This is a genomic window from Neobacillus niacini (genome assembly GCF_023715785.1).
Lineage (GTDB): Bacteria > Bacillota > Bacilli > Bacillales > Cytobacillaceae > Neobacillus > Neobacillus niacini_E.
Window position 1 is genome coordinate 47,377 of sequence record NZ_JAMBOX010000006.1, and the last position, 17,855, is coordinate 65,231.

Here is a 17,855-nt window from a genome sequence, read left to right on the forward strand (position 1 = left end):
TTAAGTTAAAGAACGAATGATAGGAATGAAGACCTATGCCTACAAACAGAAGCTGGATATGGGTTGATACGATATTGGCAATCGTAAGGTTTATTTATTATCTAACCGGAGTCATTTATTTCGCCCAACATCCTGAAGAAATGGGAATACCGTCTGGACTGTTTTTTTTATGGTTTGCATTTTGCGTTCTCGCCCCCCACTTATTTTGGCGACCAAGATACATAAATGATGTTGTATACGCGATTACTGAATTAACGCTGGTTGGCCTGTTTCATATATATTTTATTTTTTATGTCGAAACAACGGTCGGGATCTCGCTGTTGTTTATGCCGGCACTCATTCTTGGTTATTTAGGCCGAAAAAATACCCTGGTGCTTAGTTCCATCGTATTATTGTTTTTAACTCTTTCTATTTATACTATTGAGCCAAGGTTTATGAGTATTGCAACTTACTACTTTGTCCTTGTGGTGGTATTCTCTTTTGGGTTTATTTTCAACAGGATGTTGAACACCCAGCGAAAAATGAAGCTGTTACTGGAAGAAAATCTCCAAAAAACCGCTTTGATTGGAGCGCAGAACAAAGCATTGGAGCAATACGCCCGTAAAGTGGAGGAGTTGACGCTCGAGGCAGAGCGCAACCGGATGGCCGGCGAGCTGCACAATACCATTGGTCACACGTTTACTTCGGTCATTTTAGGAATGGATGCAGTCTCCTACTTAATCGACCTTGCCCCGGAAAAAGCGAAGGAACGGCTGTCCGTTCTGCGCGAAGTCGCTGGTCCAAAAGCTGTAACGCCAAAAATACGAAAGAGAAGATTTACAAGTTTAATTTAGGTGTGTTTCTGAAGGAAACGAGTGAGTTCATTGGAATCTGCGGCCTCGGACCCCACGATGTCTACCTCGATCGGATTGAGGTTTATTACAGCCTGAAGAAGAAATACCAAGGGACAGGGTATGCAAAGGAGGCGGCCCAGGCGGTAGTTGCCTACGGCTTCAATACGATAGAACTTCCTAAGATTGTCGCAACCGTCCACCCGGAAAATACCCCTTCTGTAACAATTATTGAAGGGTTAGGAATGAAATATCAATATACACTTTCCGGATTTGAAGGCGACCTTATCGAGCACAACGGATATGGATATTATGAATTGGAACCAACTAAATAAATGTAAACAAAAGTCGGCCTAACCAGCCGGCTTTTATTTTTTTGATGACCGTTTTGATTATTCCAGTAACTAACAATGTGTGACTTTTTCTCAGTATAGTTAGGGCAGATGAAAATGGATGGGGGATTTACAATGAAAAAAACACTCATGATCACATGCCTGGCTCTGCTGTTAATTGTCAATATCGGTGTCACGGGATTTTTCCAATGGCCGTTGCAGCCAAATATTGAGGCAAACATAAAGGAACTCGATCAGTACCTGACCGAGCAGGAATTCAACGGCTCGGTGCTGGTTGGATATAAAGGAGAAATTATTTTTGAAAAAGGCTACGGCTTTCAGGACAAGGAAAACGGAATAAAAAATTCAAAGGACACCGCATTCCTTGTTGGCTCGATTACAAAACAATTTACAGCTGCCGCCATCCTGCAGATTACTACGAGGATGAAGATTATGGAAAAGAGTATACGGTTAATCAGCTTTTTGAAAAGGTTAAAGATGCACCGGTGAAAAGTCAGCCGGGCGAAAAATTTGAATACAACAATACAGACTACAACTTGCTTGGCGGGATTATTGAAAAAGTAAGCGGCCGGAGCTATGAGGATTATGTCAAGAGGAAATTTTTCATCCTGCAGGAATGAAGCAATCCGCTGTTGGTTACGATTCCGACAAACAGACAAAGAGGGCAGTTGGCTACATGAATGAAGATTTCGAGAAGGCGCCCTATGTTCATCCGTCGTTTGCCTATGCCGGGGGGGCCATCTCATCGACTTTAGAGGATTTGTTTTTGTGGGACCGGGCATTAGCCGGGGATAAGATTTTGTCTGGAAAAAGTAAACAAAAAATGTTCCAATCTTATACAAAAAAGACACTCATGCCAGGCCAGGCTTATGGTTATGGCATGTATATCGTCGAAGAGGGAAAGTCGATGTATCACCCGGGATTTATTCATGGCTTTAGCTCCAATATCTTCCGAAGTAGGGAAAATGACTTTGTGATTATTGGGTTAAGTAACCAAGGGGACAGCATGCATTCAATGCTACCAGCGATTCTTTACGATTTTAGTGAGCACCTTGAACAGTCTTGGAATGGTTATTCGGCAAAGGTCCTTCTATATTTGTTGTTGGCCGTTAATGTTTTTGTACTTGTGAGATGGATTGTTTGCCTTGATCAAGGCAAACAGACATTAAAGCCTGCACGATGGTACCGGGTAGCATTCCAAACCGTTCTTTTGGGGTTCATTTCGTTAGTGTTGCTGGTCATCCCATTCGCGCCAAACTTTACCCATGAACTGTTCAGCTCGCAACGGCTATTGTTTGCAGTAGCTCCAGTATGGAAAACGGCCGTGAATCTGGTGGTTGTCTTATCAACATTAGCAGGAATTGGGGCGATTCAGCCGTTTATTAAAAAAGAAAAGGCTGCTATTGCGCCGAATCAGGCGCCGCAAGGGGGTAAGATTCTGTGTCGCAGTTAAATATTGATGTGTTCAGGTTAATAAATGATTTAGGGAAAGATTATGAGTTTTTAAATCCTGTTATCTTCTTTTTAGCGAAATATACGCTGTATGTTTTATGTTTGGGTCTGGTGGTTTATTGGTTGACAAGGACGCGGGAAAATCGGCTGATGGTATTGAATGGAATGCTTGCATTTGTGGTTGCGGAGGTGCTTGGGAAGGTCTCCGGGCTCCTTTACTCCCATAACCAACCGTTTGCCGTGCTGGCGGATGTAAACCAGCTTGTGGCCCATGAAATCGATAATTCGTTTCCAAGCGACCATACCATCTTATTTTTTGCGATTAGTATTTCGATTTGGTTAGTGAGGAAAAGGGAAGGACGGTTGTGGCTGCTTCTTGCCATGGTCGTTGGTGTTTCGCGGATTTGGGCAGGGGTACATTATCCGGTGGATATCCTGGTTGCCACTGTTTATGGAATGGGTGCGGCACTGATTGTACATTGGGCTTCTCCACGGCATGCCTTCTTTGGAAAGATGCTTTCTTTCTATGAAAAGCAGGAAGGTGCGCTCTTACCGAGGGCCAATAGACAGGCACAAGGATTTTTAATATAAAAATAAATGGCTATTGACAACAGTACTGGTGGAAAAACGAAGAAAAGTGCTGTCAATAGGACTTAACGACAACAGTTCTGATGGAAAAACGAAGGAAAGTGTTGTCAATAGTGCTCATTGGCAACAGTTCTGGTGAAAAAACAAAGGAAAGTGTTATCAATACGGCTTATTGGCAACAGTTCTGGGGGAAAAACGAAGGAAAGTGTCGTCAATAGTGCTCATTGGCAACAGTTCTGGTGGAAAAACAAACAAAAGTGTTATCAATAGAGCTGATTGATAACAGTTTCGGTGAACAAATGAAGGAAAGTGTCGTCAATAATTCTCAAAGACTAAAACCCCCTGTCCGAATCATCATTCGAAGAGGGGGTTTTTCTAAAAAGAGAAATTTTGCTTTTAACAATCTACGCCAGAATCGGTGCACCCAGTAAGGAAACCACTGTACCCGCTTTTCCTTCAACGGCCGCTACTGCCTGATCCAACGAAGTTATAATTGTCCTTCGACCCGGACTGGTCGCCGCGAATTGAATGGCTGCCTCAACCTTAGGAAGCATGCTGCCAGGTGCAAAGTGGCCTTCTGCAATATAACCATTCAATTCTGGAATGCTCACGTCACTCAATTTTTTCATTGTTGGTTTGTTAAAATCAATGCAAACATTATCAACACCGGTTAAAATCACCAATGCATCTGCGTTCACCAGCTCAGCCAATTTCTCCGAGGCAAAATCTTTATCGATGACCGCTTCGACACCAATAATGCCAGTCTCTGTTTTAACGACAGGGATTCCGCCGCCACCAACGGAAATCACGATATTACCAGCCTCAACAAGGGAATTGATCACCTCGTGCTCTAAAATGCTGACTGGTCTTGGTGATGCTACCACCCGTCTCCAGCCCCGGCCGGCATCTTCTTTGAACTTGAACCCTGTTTCTTCCATGATCCGCCCAGCTTCATCTTCACTGTAAAAAGGTCCAATCGGCTTGGTTGGATTTTCAAACGCTGGGTCAGCAGCATCGACCGCCACGCGAGTCACAACCGTCACTATATTTTTCACAATTCCCCGTTCCCGTAGCACTTTATCCATGGCGTTCTGCATCCAGTAGCCGATCATGCCCTGGCTCATCGCGCCGCATGTATCAAGCGGCATTGCCGGATTTTTCACGGAATCGGCGGCTGCCTGCTGTAACAAAATATTACCCACCTGAGGCCCATTGCCGTGCGAAATAATGATATCTATTCCTTGTTCAATAAAATCAACCAATTGACGGGCTGTAGTTTCAAGCGCCTGCTGCTGTGCCGCTGCGGAAGCATCACCTGATTGAATCGCGTTACCGCCTAAGGCAACAACCACTTTTTGTTTTTTCATCTATAATCGCCTCTCCGTTCGTTGTTAAGTCAGGGTATGGGACTCACCCGCGCCGCCCTATGAATCTCTTAAGCCATAATGGTAGCAACACTCATTAGCACCATAACCACAATGGATAGCACCAATACTAATTTCCAAACATGCTTCAGATACGTGCTGTATGGGATACGGGCAATCGCCAACGCGCCCATGATGACCGCACTTGTTGGTGTAATCAAGTTGACGATCCCTGATGCGCTTTGGTAAGCGGTAATCATGATGTCACGGCCAACACCGGCGAAGTCCGCCAATGGCGCCATAATCGGCATTGACAACGTTGCAAGTCCTGAAGTCGATGGAACTAGGAAGGAAAGCGGCAGGTAGAATAAGTACGACAGGTTCGTAAACATCACGGAACCTATATTATCCAGCATGCCTTCGCCCCAATGCAGTACAGTTGCGGTCATACCGCCAGCATCCATGACAACGGTGATGCCGCGGGAAATTCCGATGATAATGGCTACTCCAAGCAAGTCGCGCGCGCCATTGATGAAAGTACTTGTGAAATCCTCTTCACCCATTTTGTAAATGAACGCGATGATAATAGAGGCGGTTAAGAACAGCATCGTTAACTCGCCAAACCACCAGTCGCCTAGCGGAATCATGCCGCCAAGCAATTTTCCGATGAATGGAATTTTTCCTAAAGCATTTACCAAATCTTCAAAAATAGTAATATTAAATTTGTAAGCCCATGGAATAACGCCGAGAATCATGATGACAAAGGTTAGACCGAATACGGTGAGAACAGCTTTGCGTTTGCCTGTAAATTCAATGTCTTCATTTTTTTGATTTAAGAAATGCTTTTCGTTATCCTCTTTCATATTGGCAATAATCGATTTGGACGGGTCGTCTTTTACCTTTTTCGCATACCGCATGACGAACAGGATGGAGATAATTAAGGTAACAACCAAGATTATAAGGCGAAGCAGCATGCCATCACCTATGGAAACGCCGGCAAATCCGGAAGCAATCCCGGTCGCAAACGGGTTAACTGTCGACCCCAAACAACCCACACCTGCACCAATCGCAATAATGGTTACCGCGGTCATCGCGTCATAACCCGCTGCGATTAGGACAGGAATTAAAATTGGATAGAAAGCAATCGTTTCTTCGGCCATCCCGTAGGTGGAACCACCGATCGCAAACAAGGTCATCAAAATCGGAATTAGCCATTGTTCCCGGCCCTTCAATTTCCGAATAACCCTCGTGACTCCGGCGTCAATCGCCCCGGTTTTCATGACAACCCCAAGGAATCCGCCAATGACCAGAACGAACAAGGCGATATCTTTTGCATCGAAAAATCCGTTAATCGGAGCGTTCAAAACTTCCCACAAACCTTGTGGTGTTTGGTCGGCACTCGGAAGCTGCTGGTATGTCCCGGAAACAGGGATTTCCGTCTCTGTCGCTTTGTCGACTTTTGTGTCATATTTTCCTCCCGGGATCACCCAGGTTAACGCCGCAATCACAACAATAATCAGGAATAATAACGTATAAGCGGTAGGCATTTTAAACTTTTTCATTTGGAATTCCTCCATTAAGATGGAATTGTATCTCACGGAGCGCGGTCGTCACTCCGCAAGAATGCAAGCCTATCGTGTTAATTGATAAATCGCCTTGGCGTAAATCAGCATTGCTTTGAACATTTCTTCCAGTTCGATGTGCTCATCTGGCTGATGCTCTGTTTTCGTTTGATTCGGGAACACCGCGCCGAAAGCTACAAAATTGTCCATCGCACGGGCATAGGTGGCTCCGCCGGAGGAAATCGGTTGTGATTCCATGTCACCGGTAACCTCTTGATAAACACCAATCAATGTCTTGATTAAAAAATCATCCTTTGGAATGTAGATGGATTTCAGATAATCGAATTCCTTATATTCCAGGCCGTATCCTGCTGCCGCTGCCGAAAGCTTCGCAACGATCTCTTCTTTATCCGCTGTGACCGGGATGCGAATGTCTATCGACAATCGTTCAACTTCCTCGTTTAACTCCAACTTTCCAACATTGAACTTCAACTTTCCGGAAGCTTCATCTTCACATTCTCCAAAAATCGCCGTTGCAAACGGGTCTTCCTTGACCAAATCATTGATAAACTCAATTGTTTTTGAGGTGTAGCCGATTTGTTTTAGGGCTATGAGCAGGCGGTTAATCGCATTAATGCCTTTTTCGGTCACTTGGGCGTGAACAGATTTCCCGAGAACAGCAATTTGAAGATCATTTGTTTCATAGCCAAACCCTAGTTCATCTAATGCTGCTTGTAATTCTGCAAACTTAGGTCCACCGTATCGGGCTGTGTCAGGCACCGCGTTAAATGCATGACCACCAGTAATTCTTAAATCGGTTTCATTGCGGCCTTCAAGTGTGAGCTGCAGTAAACCTTTTTCAGCGTACACGAGCGGGAAAACAGAATCCGGGGTAAAGCCCATTGAAGGAATTTCCTCGATTTCACAATAGCGATTCATGCAGCGCCACAGTGTTTCTTCGTCAGTGCCGAAGATAAACCGAACCCTCTTTTTAAAAATAACCCCAAGATTCATTAACGCTTTTACCGCAAATAACGCGGAGAGTGTCGGACCTTTGTCATCCTGGGTGCCGCGTCCGTACATTTTCCCGTCTTTGATAGCTGGCTGAAAGGGAGAAGACTCTACCCATTCATCCAGTTTTCCGGCAGGTACAACGTCGAGATGGCCGAGAACGCCAATCATTTCTTTGCCAGCACCAATCTCGGCATAGCCGTAATAGCCTTTCGGATCGTAAAAAGTTCTGAACCCAAGCTTCTCACAGATTTCAAGGGTCTTTCTTAACGCACGGTCGATATCACGGCCAAACGGGAACCCGTCCTCGCCCTCATTGATGACACTTGGAATTTTCACCAGCTCCATCAACGCCTGATGGAAGTCACTTTCAATTTTTCGAAGCTCCGGAATGAAAGATTCGGAGATATTATTCATTGGCATGCTCCAAGGATTCCTCCTTTTTAAAGGAATTTTCTTAAAACGCAAGTAGTATTATCTTATCCGCAAGTTGGGAGTGCATATCCGAAAGTTAGGGTAGCTTATCCGCAAGTTAGAAGTGCGTATCCGCAAATTAGGGTAGCTTATCTGCAAGTAAACCGCTAACTTCGAGAGTAAATTCGAGTTATCTGAGAGAAACGCACTCTCATCCACGAGTAAATTACCATATCTGACAGTAAAACAAGCTTATCCGACAGAAAGAGATCCTATCCGACAGTTAAGCAAGCTCATCCGACAGTAACGAAACCCCATCCGACAGCAAACTCGCCAACCACCTCAGAAAGAGGAGAAGGAGCAAATCTCCATCTCCTCCTAAAAACTCCACTATTCTAGTTTACCCAAAGTAGCCGCCATTACTGCTTTAATGGTGTGCATTCTGTTTTCAGCCTGGTCAAACACCTTGGAGTGCTGGCTGCGGAAGACTTCGTCGGTTACTTCCATTTCAGGCAGGCCATGCTTTTCATGGATAGCGCGGCCATAGCTTGTTTCAAGGTCATGGAACGCAGGCAGACAGTGCAAGAAAATCATATTGTCGTTGCTGGTCTTCCTAACCATTTCCATGTTGACTTGATATGGAGAGAGAAGCTTGATTCTTTCCGCGAACTTGTCTTCTTCACCCATGGATACCCATACATCTGTGTAAATGACGTCAGCACCGGCCACACCTTCGTCGACATTGCTGGTGATGGTCACACGGCCGCCGGATTCAACAGCAAATTTTTCAGCAATCGCCACGATTTCAGCATCTGGGAACAGGGACTCAGGAGTGACGATGCGAACATCCATACCAACAAGTGCGCCGCCGACAAGCAAGCTGTTGGCCACGTTGTTGCGGCCATCGCCTGCATAGACAAACTTGATGCCTTCCAAGCGGCCGAAGTTTTCTTTTACTGTTAAAAAGTCAGCAAGTGTTTGGGTTGGATGCCATTGGTCAGTCAACCCGTTCCATACTGGTACGCCGGAATGCTCAGCAAGCATGTCAACTTTCTTGTGTTCAAAGCCGCGGAATTCGATCCCGTCAAACATACGGCCAAGAACTTTAGCTGTGTCTTCAATGGATTCCTTTTTGCCCAACTGGATGTCGTCTTTTCCTAAATATTCTGGGTGTGCTCCAAGGTCGATACAAGCCACAGTAAAGGCGCAGCGAGTACGTGTCGATGGTTTTTCAAAAAGCAATGCAATGTTCTTGCCGGCCAAATAACGATGTGGAATGCCGTGCTTCTTCTCATCCTTCAGTTTCATGGCCAAATCGATGAAATATAAGAACTCTTCTTTAGAAAAATCCATTTCGCGAAGAAAGCTTTTTCCATATAAATTAGGTGCAACTGCAAACATTTGAATCTGCTCCTTTAAATTGTTTTTTTTGAAAAATTCATCCCTGGCCGGCATCAAACCGGCCGCTTCCTTTACTAGCGAAGATCCTCACGCACAATCGGCATGCTCATGCAGCGTGGGCCCCCACGACCTCGGGACAATTCCGAGCTGGCAATTTCAAGCACTTCAATGCCGTATGAGCGCAATAACTCATTGGAAATGTAGTTTCGGTCGTAAGTAACGACAACACCAGGTGCAATGGCCAACGTGTTGGAGCCATCATTCCATTGCTCACGGGATGCCGCAATTTCGTCGCCGCCACCGCAAGGAATCAAAACAAGCTCATCAAGATTCAGCACTTCTTTTAACGCTTCCTGAAGGTTGGTGCGATGCGTAATATTTACATGCTCCTCATCCGGTCCTTTTTCAAGAATGTAGACATTCATATTGCCGGTTGGGCCTTGGATTTCTGGGTGAATCGTAAACTTGTCGTAATCCACCATCGTAAACACGGTGTCAAGATGCATAAACGCGCGGCATTTTGGAATTTCTACGGCCACAACCTTTTTAAAGTTAGATTGCTTTTTGAACAAATTTAAAGCCAATTTTTCAATGGCTCTCGCCGAAGTCCGGGCAGAAACCCCAATCGCTATCACTTCATCACTTAGTACCAATTCGTCGCCGCCCTCAATCGAGAAGCCGAAGTCGCGGTCCAGCCAGACTGGAATGTCGTGGCCTGCAAAGCGTGGATGATACTTAATGATATATTGCATGAATAAGGATTCGCGGCGCCGTGCCGGTTCGCGCATTTTGTTAATCGACAAGCCGTTTCCGATGCTTGCTGCCGGGTCACGGGTGAAATAAAGGTTCGGCATCGGATCAAGATAGAATGGATAATGATCCTCCATCAGCTCGTATAGGTGAGATTTCTTGCTCGGCTCAATTTCTTTTTTCAAAATCCCTGACATCACTTTGTCGACCATGCCGGCAGTCGTGAACGAATGTAAATAATCTCTCAATACGCTGGAAGCCCCGTTGACATTCGCCTTGCTTTCTCGTAAAATATCATCAATGAATTGTTTTTTTATCTCTGGATTACTCAGGGTTTCAACAACCAATTTTTCGAGGTATAGGACTTCTATGCCTCTATTTTTTAATGTCTCGGCAAAATAGTCATGCTCTCTCTGAATGATTGGCAAATAGGGAATATCGTCAAACAATAATTGCTGCAGATATTCAGGGGTAAGATTCTCGACTTCCTTGCCAGGGCGCTTTACTAAAACGGTTCGAAGGGTACCGATTTCTGATGTCACATGGATCGGATGCTTCAGCTGGTTTTGTGTATGCTTCGGAGAAGTCAGTTCCAGGATACTGCTCATTATTTTTCTTCCTCCTTTTAATTAACTATCCTTTCTACACCTTCATTGTAAGCGATAACAGCCTCATGCTTTTGTAACCGATCTAACACCCCATCTGTTAAAGTCCTTACGTTTTTTTGTTGACCTCCTTAAATGGCCATGCATGTTTATGCAAAATCTTATACATTTCGACATTGTCAAGGGGGATTTCTTGCATATCGATTGAATGACAAATATAGTTCACAACTGAAGTTCTAATTTTCTGAAAAATGAGCATAAAAAAAGACCAGCACTGAGAGCCGCCCCTTAATGGAAATATTCAGGTTGATGAAATCGGATTTTCTTGCAATCAACGGAAATGACTTGCTCCCGTTTTAATTGATTCATGAATAAACTGACCGTTTCCCTGGTTGTCCCCGATATTTTGGCGATATTGGCGGCAGTTAGCGGACAAGGGATGACGATTTCGCCGTCGGCCTTAACCCCAAGATCCTCCATTAAAAATTGCAGCGTATGCAAAACACGGTCTTGGGCGTTCGGGACAAGAATTTTTTGCACCCTCTTTTGATGAAGAATTAAAATATCGGACAGTTTGGAAATAACGTGGAATAAAAGTTTTGGGTGTGTTTTAATCAAATTTTCTAACACATGTGTCTCCATAAAGTAAAGATACACATCGGTCACTGCAATCGCAGTGTCCTGGTAGGCTTTATCCTGAAACAAGCCGCCATACGGAAACATCTGATTTTTTTTAATAAAATCAAGATAAAGCATGCTGCCATCCTCGCTGCTCCGCTCATACATTACGTATCCGTCCATCAAAAAGTAGATTTTATCTCGGGGATCACCCTGCGTGAACAAGCGTTGATGTTTCTTGTAGCTGCGAAAATAAAAATAGGGCAAATATTTTTGCAGGGTTTTGGTTTGCAAGCCTTTTAAGATATCAAACTGGTTCAAATCATAAAGCGCATCCATATGAATCACGTTGGAGTTGAGCATGTGGCATTCTCCTTTCGGTGTGAATCATTATTTTTTCAATAACTCAAGCTGCTGCTTAAGCTTAAGCGAATCGCGGGGGGAGCGGCAGATAATCAGGCAGGTATCATTGCCACAGACCGTTCCGGCCTTGCCGTCAAGCTCCATCGAATCGAGGAGCGCACCGAAAGAATGGGCATGGCCTGGCAATGTTTTAATGATAATGAAGTAGTTAATAACCTCCATGCTGACAAGGGCATCCCTAAACTTGTGCCGCAGCTTTTCTGAATTTAAATGTTCCTGATCGACTTTAAAGCTATATTTAGGCGTACCATCCTTGGAAGGAACCTTGATTAGCTGTAAGGACCGGATATCCCGTGAAATCGTCGCCTGTGTCACACTTAAACCGCTTTCATAAAGCAACTGTTGCAATTCTTCCTGGGTTTTCACCTCTTGTTCAGTAATCAGTTCAGATATAAGCTGTAAACGCATCTCTCTATTCATAGGCGGAACCCGCTTTCATAGTGGTCTCATTTATAGCATATGGCTAAATTCTTCTAATTGAAATGGATAAATGGTGAACATATTTTGAAGGATTTGGGAACGGTTTACATCATAACATTGTCATATGAAGCTATCAAAAAAGTGCTGCTACAAAATTTAATCTAAACCAACAAAAAACACTGCCAAACGAGTGGCAGCGAGCATTTTCTACTCAATTAATTTTGAAGTATCACCCTTAGGTAAAACACCGGCAGATATATCATATACTTTCATAAACTTTAAGGTAACAATTTTATTTTTAACTTCAACGATTTCACATTCTAAAAGAACCGTATCTTTAAGTGGAATTAGATCTTTGTTCTTCAATTCTTCCGAACCTTTCTTTTGGTAAACTCCAGAATCTATTACCTTGTTTGACAAACTAAACAAATATACAGTTCTGCCCACTTTCAATATATTATCCAACGCAGCATTAATACTGTTATCTTTCCCTTTTTTAAACATAATGGATCCATCTTGGTACTTAACTTTGATACTAGTATTATCTTTCGAAATAACTAAATCATCATTATGGATTCTTTCCTTATCACCAGGGTCGACTTTATTCCAAGCTTTAAGTATTGTACCTTCTGCCCCGTATTTGTTATCCAGATTTATAAAAGGTAATGCCTCTCCATCCCATTTATCGTTTTGAGCTACTGCACGAGCTGGTATATCTGTGCTCGTAAATCCCAAAACTCTTGCAAAAGTAAATGAAACCTTTCTTGTCAAATTAACCTCAATCTTGGTTGTGTCACCTTGATAAGAAGAATTAATGGAAGTAATCTCTGCCTGTTTGACTCCATTTTCTTTAGCGTATGCTTCTGCAGAGATTCTAGAAGTGCTTGCATTTGGTAGTTCCTGAGCCCCTGCTAATGCTGCGGCATCTGCAGCCTTCTGAAGGTCCGATTTTGTAGCATATAATCTTCCGCCATCAATTGCTACTCCTGCAAATCCGATTAATACTGCTAACATTACAGCAATAAGGACCAATGATTGACCTTTTTCCTCATAAAGAAATATTTTATACAATAGATATTCCCCTCTCTTTTGTTCTATATAATGAATTATAATTTTAAAGTTATAACTTAGAGTTTTTAATTATTTCCCAAGGTTCGAAAAATGGATAATGCAACCGTTTTTAATCCCTAATTTTTCGGTCGATCCTGCTGGGAGTTCAAGTGTAGAATAAGCATATTTTAAAGGTTTTGTCATTCTCCAGGGCTTTAAATGCTGATATACTCTAACTACTACATTTTGTTTATTAAGCAGAACAATATCAATTGGAAACCTCATAAAAAACATATGCACTGCGTTACAAGGCACAATCCAGAGTCCTTCACTTTTAATAGGTTCCTTTCGAAACATTAATCCTTTTAACCTAGTGGAAAAGGAATCTGCCACTTTTATTCTAAAAGGAATATTAATTTTGCTTCCTTTCATATTAAAACTCCTCCATTTTGTTATTAATTTCATTATATTAAACTTGATGTTCTTTTAAAAGAACAAAATATTAAGAAAAAGCAAGAAAATCAAAGGGTTATCTAGAAAACTATAATAAAGTACGATAAAACGAACAAAAATGAGAGTTTTCAAAATTTATCGTTCAATATATATTAAAATTAAGTTTCAAATACAGAACAAAAAAACCGTAAATTATTAAAGGAGGAAATGAAATGCTAGAAAAAATTAAGAATTTAGTTGTTGAAGAAGAAGGACAAGCCTTAACCGAGTATGGATTGATTATTGGATTAATTGTAGTTGGTTGTGTAGCATTGCTAGCAACTCTAGGCACAAAAATATCTGGTTGGTTTAGTGAGATTACTACTGCTATAGAGAAAAAACAATAATCCGTAATTAGCCCTGCTTTTCAGGCTTGAGAAGCGGGGTTTTTCAATAAAAAGGGGGAGCAATAATTGGTAAATGTAATATTAATAATTATTCTTTTGATTTGTTTATTTACCGATTTAAAATATCGCAAAATATTTAATATAATCACTATCCCTACCATTATTTTTGCAGTTATTCATAATAGCTTAATCGCGGGTTATGAAGGTTTTCTTTTTAGCGCGAAGGGCTTTTTTGTTGGCTTAATTGTATTTTTAATACCTTATTTACTGGGCGGAATGGGTGCTGGAGACGTGAAGCTAATGGCAGCCATAGGGGCATTAATGGGAACAAGCTTTGTATTTTATTCTTTTATTTATACCGGATTGATTGGCGGCTTTATAGCAATTGTTTTAATCGTTAAAAATAATGGTTTAAAAAACTTAATTAAATCATTAATTTTTAATGTTGTTTTTTTTAGAAGTAATCTTGGGTCTATAATTTTTCCTATAGGTAAAGAAAAAAGTCGAATTTTATTTCCTTACGGCATTGCTATTGTTCTAGGTACTTTATGTACGCTAATCTGGGGTGGATATAAATGAAATCAGAAAAAGGTCAATCTATGGTGGAGTTTGCACTAATTTTGCCCATCTTGGTAATGTTATTGTTTGCAATTGTAGATTTTGGTCGTGCTTTTCATGTCTATTTAACTTTAGACCATACAGGTCGAGAAATTGCCAGACTGATGAGTATTGGAAGTGATGAGGCGACTATAGATAGTAAGATTACATCAACTACCAGCAGCCTAGACACTACCAACAAATTAACGATAATCTTCCCAAATGGAAAAACAGGTCTCGCTAGCGGTTCAGAAGCAAAAATAGTTTTGAATTATAAATTTAGTTTTATTACTCCGCTAGTCAGTCTTTTAGATAAATTGTTTGATACTAAAATTTCAGAATATTCCATAACAGATACAACTGTAATGAGGGTGGAATAACAAATGAATTTTATTATTCACATTGGTTAGGTATAGGAGGTCCACTATGAACACAAAAAAAATCTGGATAATATCCTTAATATTCGGAGTTGCTGTCGCAGGTTTTGTTTATCTAACCATCTTTGCAAAGGAAAATGATACGACACCAGCCAGTGCTTCAGTTGGTCAGAAACTGAAAGATGCAGCTGCTCAAAAATCACCGGAAGAAATTAGGAAAGAGAAACAAGCGGAGAAGGAAAAGGCTCTGAAAAGAGAGTTTGTTAATCCGGTTGTCGATGTCAGCCAGGGTAAAAGGGCTATCTCCATAAGAGCTGAAGTGGAGCACGGTGTTTCCGGCTACATCGTTCCAAATTCCATGGTCGATGTAATTGCCTATGAAACTATCAAAGACGATGCAACAGGCAAAGAGTATAAATCAGCTGTACTTGTCCTTGAGAACGTTAAGGTACTTACGTCTGGTAAATCAGCTGATAACATGGAAGCCGCGCTTAACTATGAAACGGTTACGCTGGAAGTTACACCTGAGGAAGGCGTCATGCTAAGTCTGGCCTCGAAAGCCAAGGATGGTTTCTATTTAATGCTTCGTAATACGGAAGATCCGGAAACAGGAAAGGCAGGCTATAAACAAACGAGAGAAGTCATTAAAGAGGGGGATTCTAATACGAAATGATGAACATAAACTGGGTTTATTTTTCCGATACGAACACTTGTCCAGAAGAAATCAAAACATTTTTGGAAAGGCAGCAATACAGTCTTAAAATCATAGACAAGATTGATCGACTTCACCCAGCATTGAATGACCCTAAAACTGTTTTGTTTCTTAATGTCCAATTACACTACAGCGTCTACGAACTATCCCAAGAAATTTCTGCTCTTTATCCACATGTTTACATCATTCTGATATTGCCCGAAGAAAAGGAAAATTTGAAAAAGGCAATGCAAGTCGGGGCTTCCGATACTCTTCTTGCCAGATTCGGACTCGAAGAACTGAAGGAAACCGCTGCCCATGCCAAAAAATTTATGCAGCACCGGGCTAAGATGGAGCCTGATGTTACGAAACTGGCAAAGGAAAGCAGCAAAGTAATAGCGGTTTCCGGTCCCAAGGGAGGCACTGGAAGAACAGTTATCACAGTAAATCTTGCAGTCGCCTTTGCCAAAATGGGGAAAAAAGTTGCGGTGATTGATGGCAATCTCCAATTTGGTGAAGTTCCCATCTATTTCAACGAGAGGCCTAAACGGACTATTTACGAATGGGTAAAGGAAAGAAATCGCCGCGAACAATTCTCAATCAGACAGTATATGACACAAGTTGATGGGGATGTCTTTGTACTTGCCGCACCGACACGCCCTGAATTTTTTGAAGGGATATCCGAAATACATATCAAAGCGGCAATCGAAGAGGCAAAAGAATTTTTTGACATCATCCTGATTGATTTACCTCCCTATTTATCAGAAATTCATTTGCGCTGTCTTAATATGGCGAATGAAATCCTCGTCCTTACTGTTAATGAATTATCGATAGTACGGTTATGCAAGCTTTATCTTGAAACCTTGGAAACGCTTCATCTTAAGGAAAAGGTGAAATTGATTTTGAATAGATATGGTAAGGGACAGGGTCTTGACATTACTAGAATCGAAGAGGTTTTAGAAACAAAAATCTATCAAACTTTCCCTGACCAGGTTACAATCGCTTCTTCCTCGATTAATGCGGGTCAGCCGTTTATGCTCTCTAATTCGCGCAGCCATCTTGGAAAGGCGGTTTGGCAACTGGCTGACAACCTGAGTGGAGAGCCGGTCGAAAAGAAAAGAGAGAAAAAATGGTTTCTACTTGGGAAATAAGGCGGTGAAATAAGTGTCATTATTTAAAAAGTATATTGAAGAAGCGCAGGCTACTGAAATAAAAAAGAATGTTTCTGATTTAACTGACATCAATAAATCTCTAGAATTTTGGGAGATGGAAACCAATCTTCATAACTATCTGTTAGAAGAATTGAAAAAATACCCCGGGCAAACGAAAGAAAAGGAAAAACAGAAAATTATCGAACTGGCAGATACATTTTTTGAACAAGAGAGCAGTAGGCTGACATTTGAAGAAAAGCAGGAAATCATCCATTACGTCACTGATGAACTTTTAGCCTATGGTCCGATCACTCCGTTGTTAGAGGATCCGAAAATCTCCGAGGTGATGGTGAATCACTACGATGAGGTGTATTACGAGAAAGAGGGAAAAATATACCGGAGCCATGTTCATTTTGTTGATAGCCAGCATGTCATGCGGGTCATTGAGAGAATTGTCGCACCACTCGGCCGCCGAATCGATGAAAGCTCGCCAATGGTCGATGCCCGCCTTCCGGATGGATCACGGGTTAACGCCATTATTCCACCGCTCGCTTTAAAGGGTCCAAGCCTCACCATTCGTAAATTCTCTGATACACCATTTACGATAAAAGATTTGATCAATTTCGGGACCCTAGATGTAAAAATGGCCGAATTTCTTGAGTTGTGTGTAAAATCGAAACTCAATATTTTTGTTAGCGGCGGAACAGGTTCTGGGAAAACTTCGACATTAAATGTATTGTCGTCTTTTATTCCTAATAATGAGAGGATTGTCACTATTGAGGATGCAGCCGAACTAAAGCTTCATCAGGAACATATTGTTGCACTGGAATCCCGTCCACCAAATATTGAAGGAAAAGGCGAAATTACGATTCGGGATTTGGTGAAGAATGCCCTAAGGATGCGTCCGGATCGAATTGTTGTCGGTGAGGTTCGTGGTGCCGAGGCGCTCGATATGCTTCAGGCAATGAACACCGGCCATGAGGGAGGTTTAAGTACCGGCCATGGCAATTCTCCACGGGATATTCTTTCCAGGATCGAAACGATGGTGTTAATGGCAGGCTACGAATTGCCAATAAAGGCCATTCGGGAACAAATTGCCAATGCGATCGATTTAATCGTGCACCAGGCGAGAATGAAGGATGGCACAAGAAAAATCACGCATATTACCGAGGTGCTAAATTTGGAGGGTGATACAATTGTTCTTCAGGATTTGTTTGTTTTTAAAGAAAAAGGCTACACCGAGGATGGACGGATTATCGGAGATTTTGCAAGCACTGGAATCCGTCCAAGGTTTACCGAACAGCTTGAAGTAAATGGCTACAAATTACCTGCGTCATGGTTTTTTGGAGGTTGGTAGAT

18 protein-coding genes and 1 pseudogene are annotated in these 17,855 nt (G+C 42.1%); 10 read left to right on the top strand and 9 right to left on the bottom strand.

The window, feature by feature from the left end; genetic code table 11:
• Positions 1–35: 35 nt before the first annotated feature.
• The 4 genes and pseudogenes from M3234_RS12650 to M3234_RS12665 all read left to right on the top strand — a co-directional run bounded on the left by M3234_RS12650 (position 36) and on the right by M3234_RS12665 (position 3,226).
• Complete coding sequence (locus M3234_RS12650) at positions 36–833, top strand: histidine kinase (RefSeq protein ID WP_262305060.1); 798 nt, start codon at positions 36–38, stop codon at positions 831–833.
• The gene (locus M3234_RS12655) at positions 815–1,165 is read left to right on the top strand and encodes a GNAT family N-acetyltransferase (RefSeq protein WP_396953952.1); all 351 of its coding nucleotides are present in this window, start codon (positions 815–817) and stop codon (positions 1,163–1,165) included. The genes M3234_RS12650 and M3234_RS12655 overlap by 19 nt, the downstream gene beginning before the upstream one ends.
• Before the next feature lie 147 nt (positions 1,166–1,312).
• A pseudogene (locus M3234_RS12660) lies at positions 1,313–2,636 on the top strand (serine hydrolase domain-containing protein).
• Positions 2,624–3,226 carry an undecaprenyl-diphosphatase gene (locus tag M3234_RS12665; RefSeq protein WP_262305062.1) on the top strand — a complete coding sequence of 201 codons (603 nt, stop codon included), beginning with the start codon at positions 2,624–2,626 and terminating at the stop codon, positions 3,224–3,226. Before M3234_RS12660 ends, M3234_RS12665 begins: the two are co-directional and overlap by 13 nt.
• Before the next feature lie 401 nt (positions 3,227–3,627).
• Here M3234_RS12665 and arcC read toward each other — a convergent pair whose 3' ends face one another.
• The 9 genes from arcC to M3234_RS12710 all read right to left on the bottom strand — a co-directional run bounded on the left by arcC (position 3,628) and on the right by M3234_RS12710 (position 13,273).
• Complete coding sequence (arcC, locus tag M3234_RS12670; protein WP_262305063.1) at positions 3,628–4,590, bottom strand: carbamate kinase; 963 nt, start codon at positions 4,588–4,590, stop codon at positions 3,628–3,630.
• A 68-nt stretch (positions 4,591–4,658) separates the two neighbouring features.
• Entirely contained in the window at positions 4,659–6,149 is a 1,491-nt protein-coding gene (locus M3234_RS12675) for a YfcC family protein (protein ID WP_262305064.1), read from the bottom strand.
• Between the two features lie 69 nt (positions 6,150–6,218).
• Entirely contained in the window at positions 6,219–7,583 is a 1,365-nt protein-coding gene (locus M3234_RS12680) for a M20 family metallopeptidase (protein ID WP_262305065.1), read from the bottom strand.
• A gap of 381 nt (positions 7,584–7,964) precedes the next feature.
• On the bottom strand, positions 7,965–8,975 hold the full coding sequence (argF, locus tag M3234_RS12685) for an ornithine carbamoyltransferase (protein WP_262305265.1): 1,011 nt from the start codon (positions 8,973–8,975) through the stop codon (positions 7,965–7,967).
• 74 nt (positions 8,976–9,049) lie between these two features.
• Positions 9,050–10,285 (bottom strand): arginine deiminase, encoded by a 1,236-nt coding sequence (gene arcA / locus M3234_RS12690; RefSeq protein ID WP_262305266.1) that lies wholly within the window; start codon positions 10,283–10,285, stop codon positions 9,050–9,052.
• A gap of 333 nt (positions 10,286–10,618) precedes the next feature.
• On the bottom strand, positions 10,619–11,311 hold the full coding sequence (locus M3234_RS12695; protein ID WP_262305066.1) for a Crp/Fnr family transcriptional regulator: 693 nt from the start codon (positions 11,309–11,311) through the stop codon (positions 10,619–10,621).
• Positions 11,312–11,338: 27 nt separating this feature from the next.
• Positions 11,339–11,791 carry an arginine repressor gene (gene argR / locus M3234_RS12700; RefSeq protein ID WP_262305067.1) on the bottom strand — a complete coding sequence of 151 codons (453 nt, stop codon included), beginning with the start codon at positions 11,789–11,791 and terminating at the stop codon, positions 11,339–11,341.
• A 207-nt stretch (positions 11,792–11,998) separates the two neighbouring features.
• Positions 11,999–12,862, bottom strand: a complete 864-nt coding sequence (locus M3234_RS12705; protein ID WP_262305068.1) for a pilus assembly protein TadG-related protein — start codon at positions 12,860–12,862, stop codon at positions 11,999–12,001.
• 69 nt (positions 12,863–12,931) lie between these two features.
• The gene (locus M3234_RS12710) at positions 12,932–13,273 is read right to left on the bottom strand and encodes a DUF192 domain-containing protein (RefSeq protein WP_262305069.1); all 342 of its coding nucleotides are present in this window, start codon (positions 13,271–13,273) and stop codon (positions 12,932–12,934) included.
• 233 nt (positions 13,274–13,506) lie between these two features.
• Between M3234_RS12710 and M3234_RS12715 the strand changes: the two genes are divergently transcribed.
• The 6 genes from M3234_RS12715 to M3234_RS12740 all read left to right on the top strand — a co-directional run bounded on the left by M3234_RS12715 (position 13,507) and on the right by M3234_RS12740 (position 17,853).
• Complete coding sequence (locus M3234_RS12715; protein WP_262305070.1) at positions 13,507–13,680, top strand: Flp family type IVb pilin; 174 nt, start codon at positions 13,507–13,509, stop codon at positions 13,678–13,680.
• A gap of 66 nt (positions 13,681–13,746) precedes the next feature.
• The gene (locus tag M3234_RS12720; RefSeq protein ID WP_262305071.1) at positions 13,747–14,259 is read left to right on the top strand and encodes an A24 family peptidase; all 513 of its coding nucleotides are present in this window, start codon (positions 13,747–13,749) and stop codon (positions 14,257–14,259) included.
• A complete protein-coding gene (locus tag M3234_RS12725) occupies positions 14,256–14,657 on the top strand; it encodes a TadE/TadG family type IV pilus assembly protein (protein ID WP_262305072.1) in 402 nt (133 codons plus the stop codon). The genes M3234_RS12720 and M3234_RS12725 overlap by 4 nt, the downstream gene beginning before the upstream one ends.
• A 46-nt stretch (positions 14,658–14,703) precedes the next feature.
• On the top strand, positions 14,704–15,327 hold the full coding sequence (gene cpaB / locus M3234_RS12730; RefSeq protein ID WP_262305073.1) for a Flp pilus assembly protein CpaB: 624 nt from the start codon (positions 14,704–14,706) through the stop codon (positions 15,325–15,327).
• Positions 15,324–16,496 (top strand): AAA family ATPase, encoded by a 1,173-nt coding sequence (locus tag M3234_RS12735; protein ID WP_262305074.1) that lies wholly within the window; start codon positions 15,324–15,326, stop codon positions 16,494–16,496. Before cpaB ends, M3234_RS12735 begins: the two co-directional genes overlap by 4 nt.
• A gap of 13 nt (positions 16,497–16,509) precedes the next feature.
• Entirely contained in the window at positions 16,510–17,853 is a 1,344-nt protein-coding gene (locus tag M3234_RS12740; RefSeq protein ID WP_262305075.1) for a CpaF family protein, read from the top strand.
• Positions 17,854–17,855: the final 2 nt, after the last annotated feature.

Coding starts and splice junctions, on each gene's coding strand:
- M3234_RS12650 (WP_262305060.1), top strand. CDS start 36: ATGCCTACAAACAGAAGCTGGATATGGGTTGATACGATATTGGCAATC.
- arcC (WP_262305063.1), bottom strand. CDS start 4,590: ATGAAAAAACAAAAAGTGGTTGTTGCCTTAGGCGGTAACGCGATTCAA.
- M3234_RS12675 (WP_262305064.1), bottom strand. CDS start 6,149: ATGAAAAAGTTTAAAATGCCTACCGCTTATACGTTATTATTCCTGATT.
- M3234_RS12680 (WP_262305065.1), bottom strand. CDS start 7,583: ATGCCAATGAATAATATCTCCGAATCTTTCATTCCGGAGCTTCGAAAA.
- argF (WP_262305265.1), bottom strand. CDS start 8,975: ATGTTTGCAGTTGCACCTAATTTATATGGAAAAAGCTTTCTTCGCGAA.
- M3234_RS12695 (WP_262305066.1), bottom strand. CDS start 11,311: ATGCTCAACTCCAACGTGATTCATATGGATGCGCTTTATGATTTGAAC.
- argR (WP_262305067.1), bottom strand. CDS start 11,791: ATGAATAGAGAGATGCGTTTACAGCTTATATCTGAACTGATTACTGAA.
- M3234_RS12710 (WP_262305069.1), bottom strand. CDS start 13,273: ATGAAAGGAAGCAAAATTAATATTCCTTTTAGAATAAAAGTGGCAGAT.
- M3234_RS12715 (WP_262305070.1), top strand. CDS start 13,507: ATGCTAGAAAAAATTAAGAATTTAGTTGTTGAAGAAGAAGGACAAGCC.
- M3234_RS12725 (WP_262305072.1), top strand. CDS start 14,256: ATGAAATCAGAAAAAGGTCAATCTATGGTGGAGTTTGCACTAATTTTG.
- cpaB (WP_262305073.1), top strand. CDS start 14,704: ATGAACACAAAAAAAATCTGGATAATATCCTTAATATTCGGAGTTGCT.
- M3234_RS12735 (WP_262305074.1), top strand. CDS start 15,324: ATGATGAACATAAACTGGGTTTATTTTTCCGATACGAACACTTGTCCA.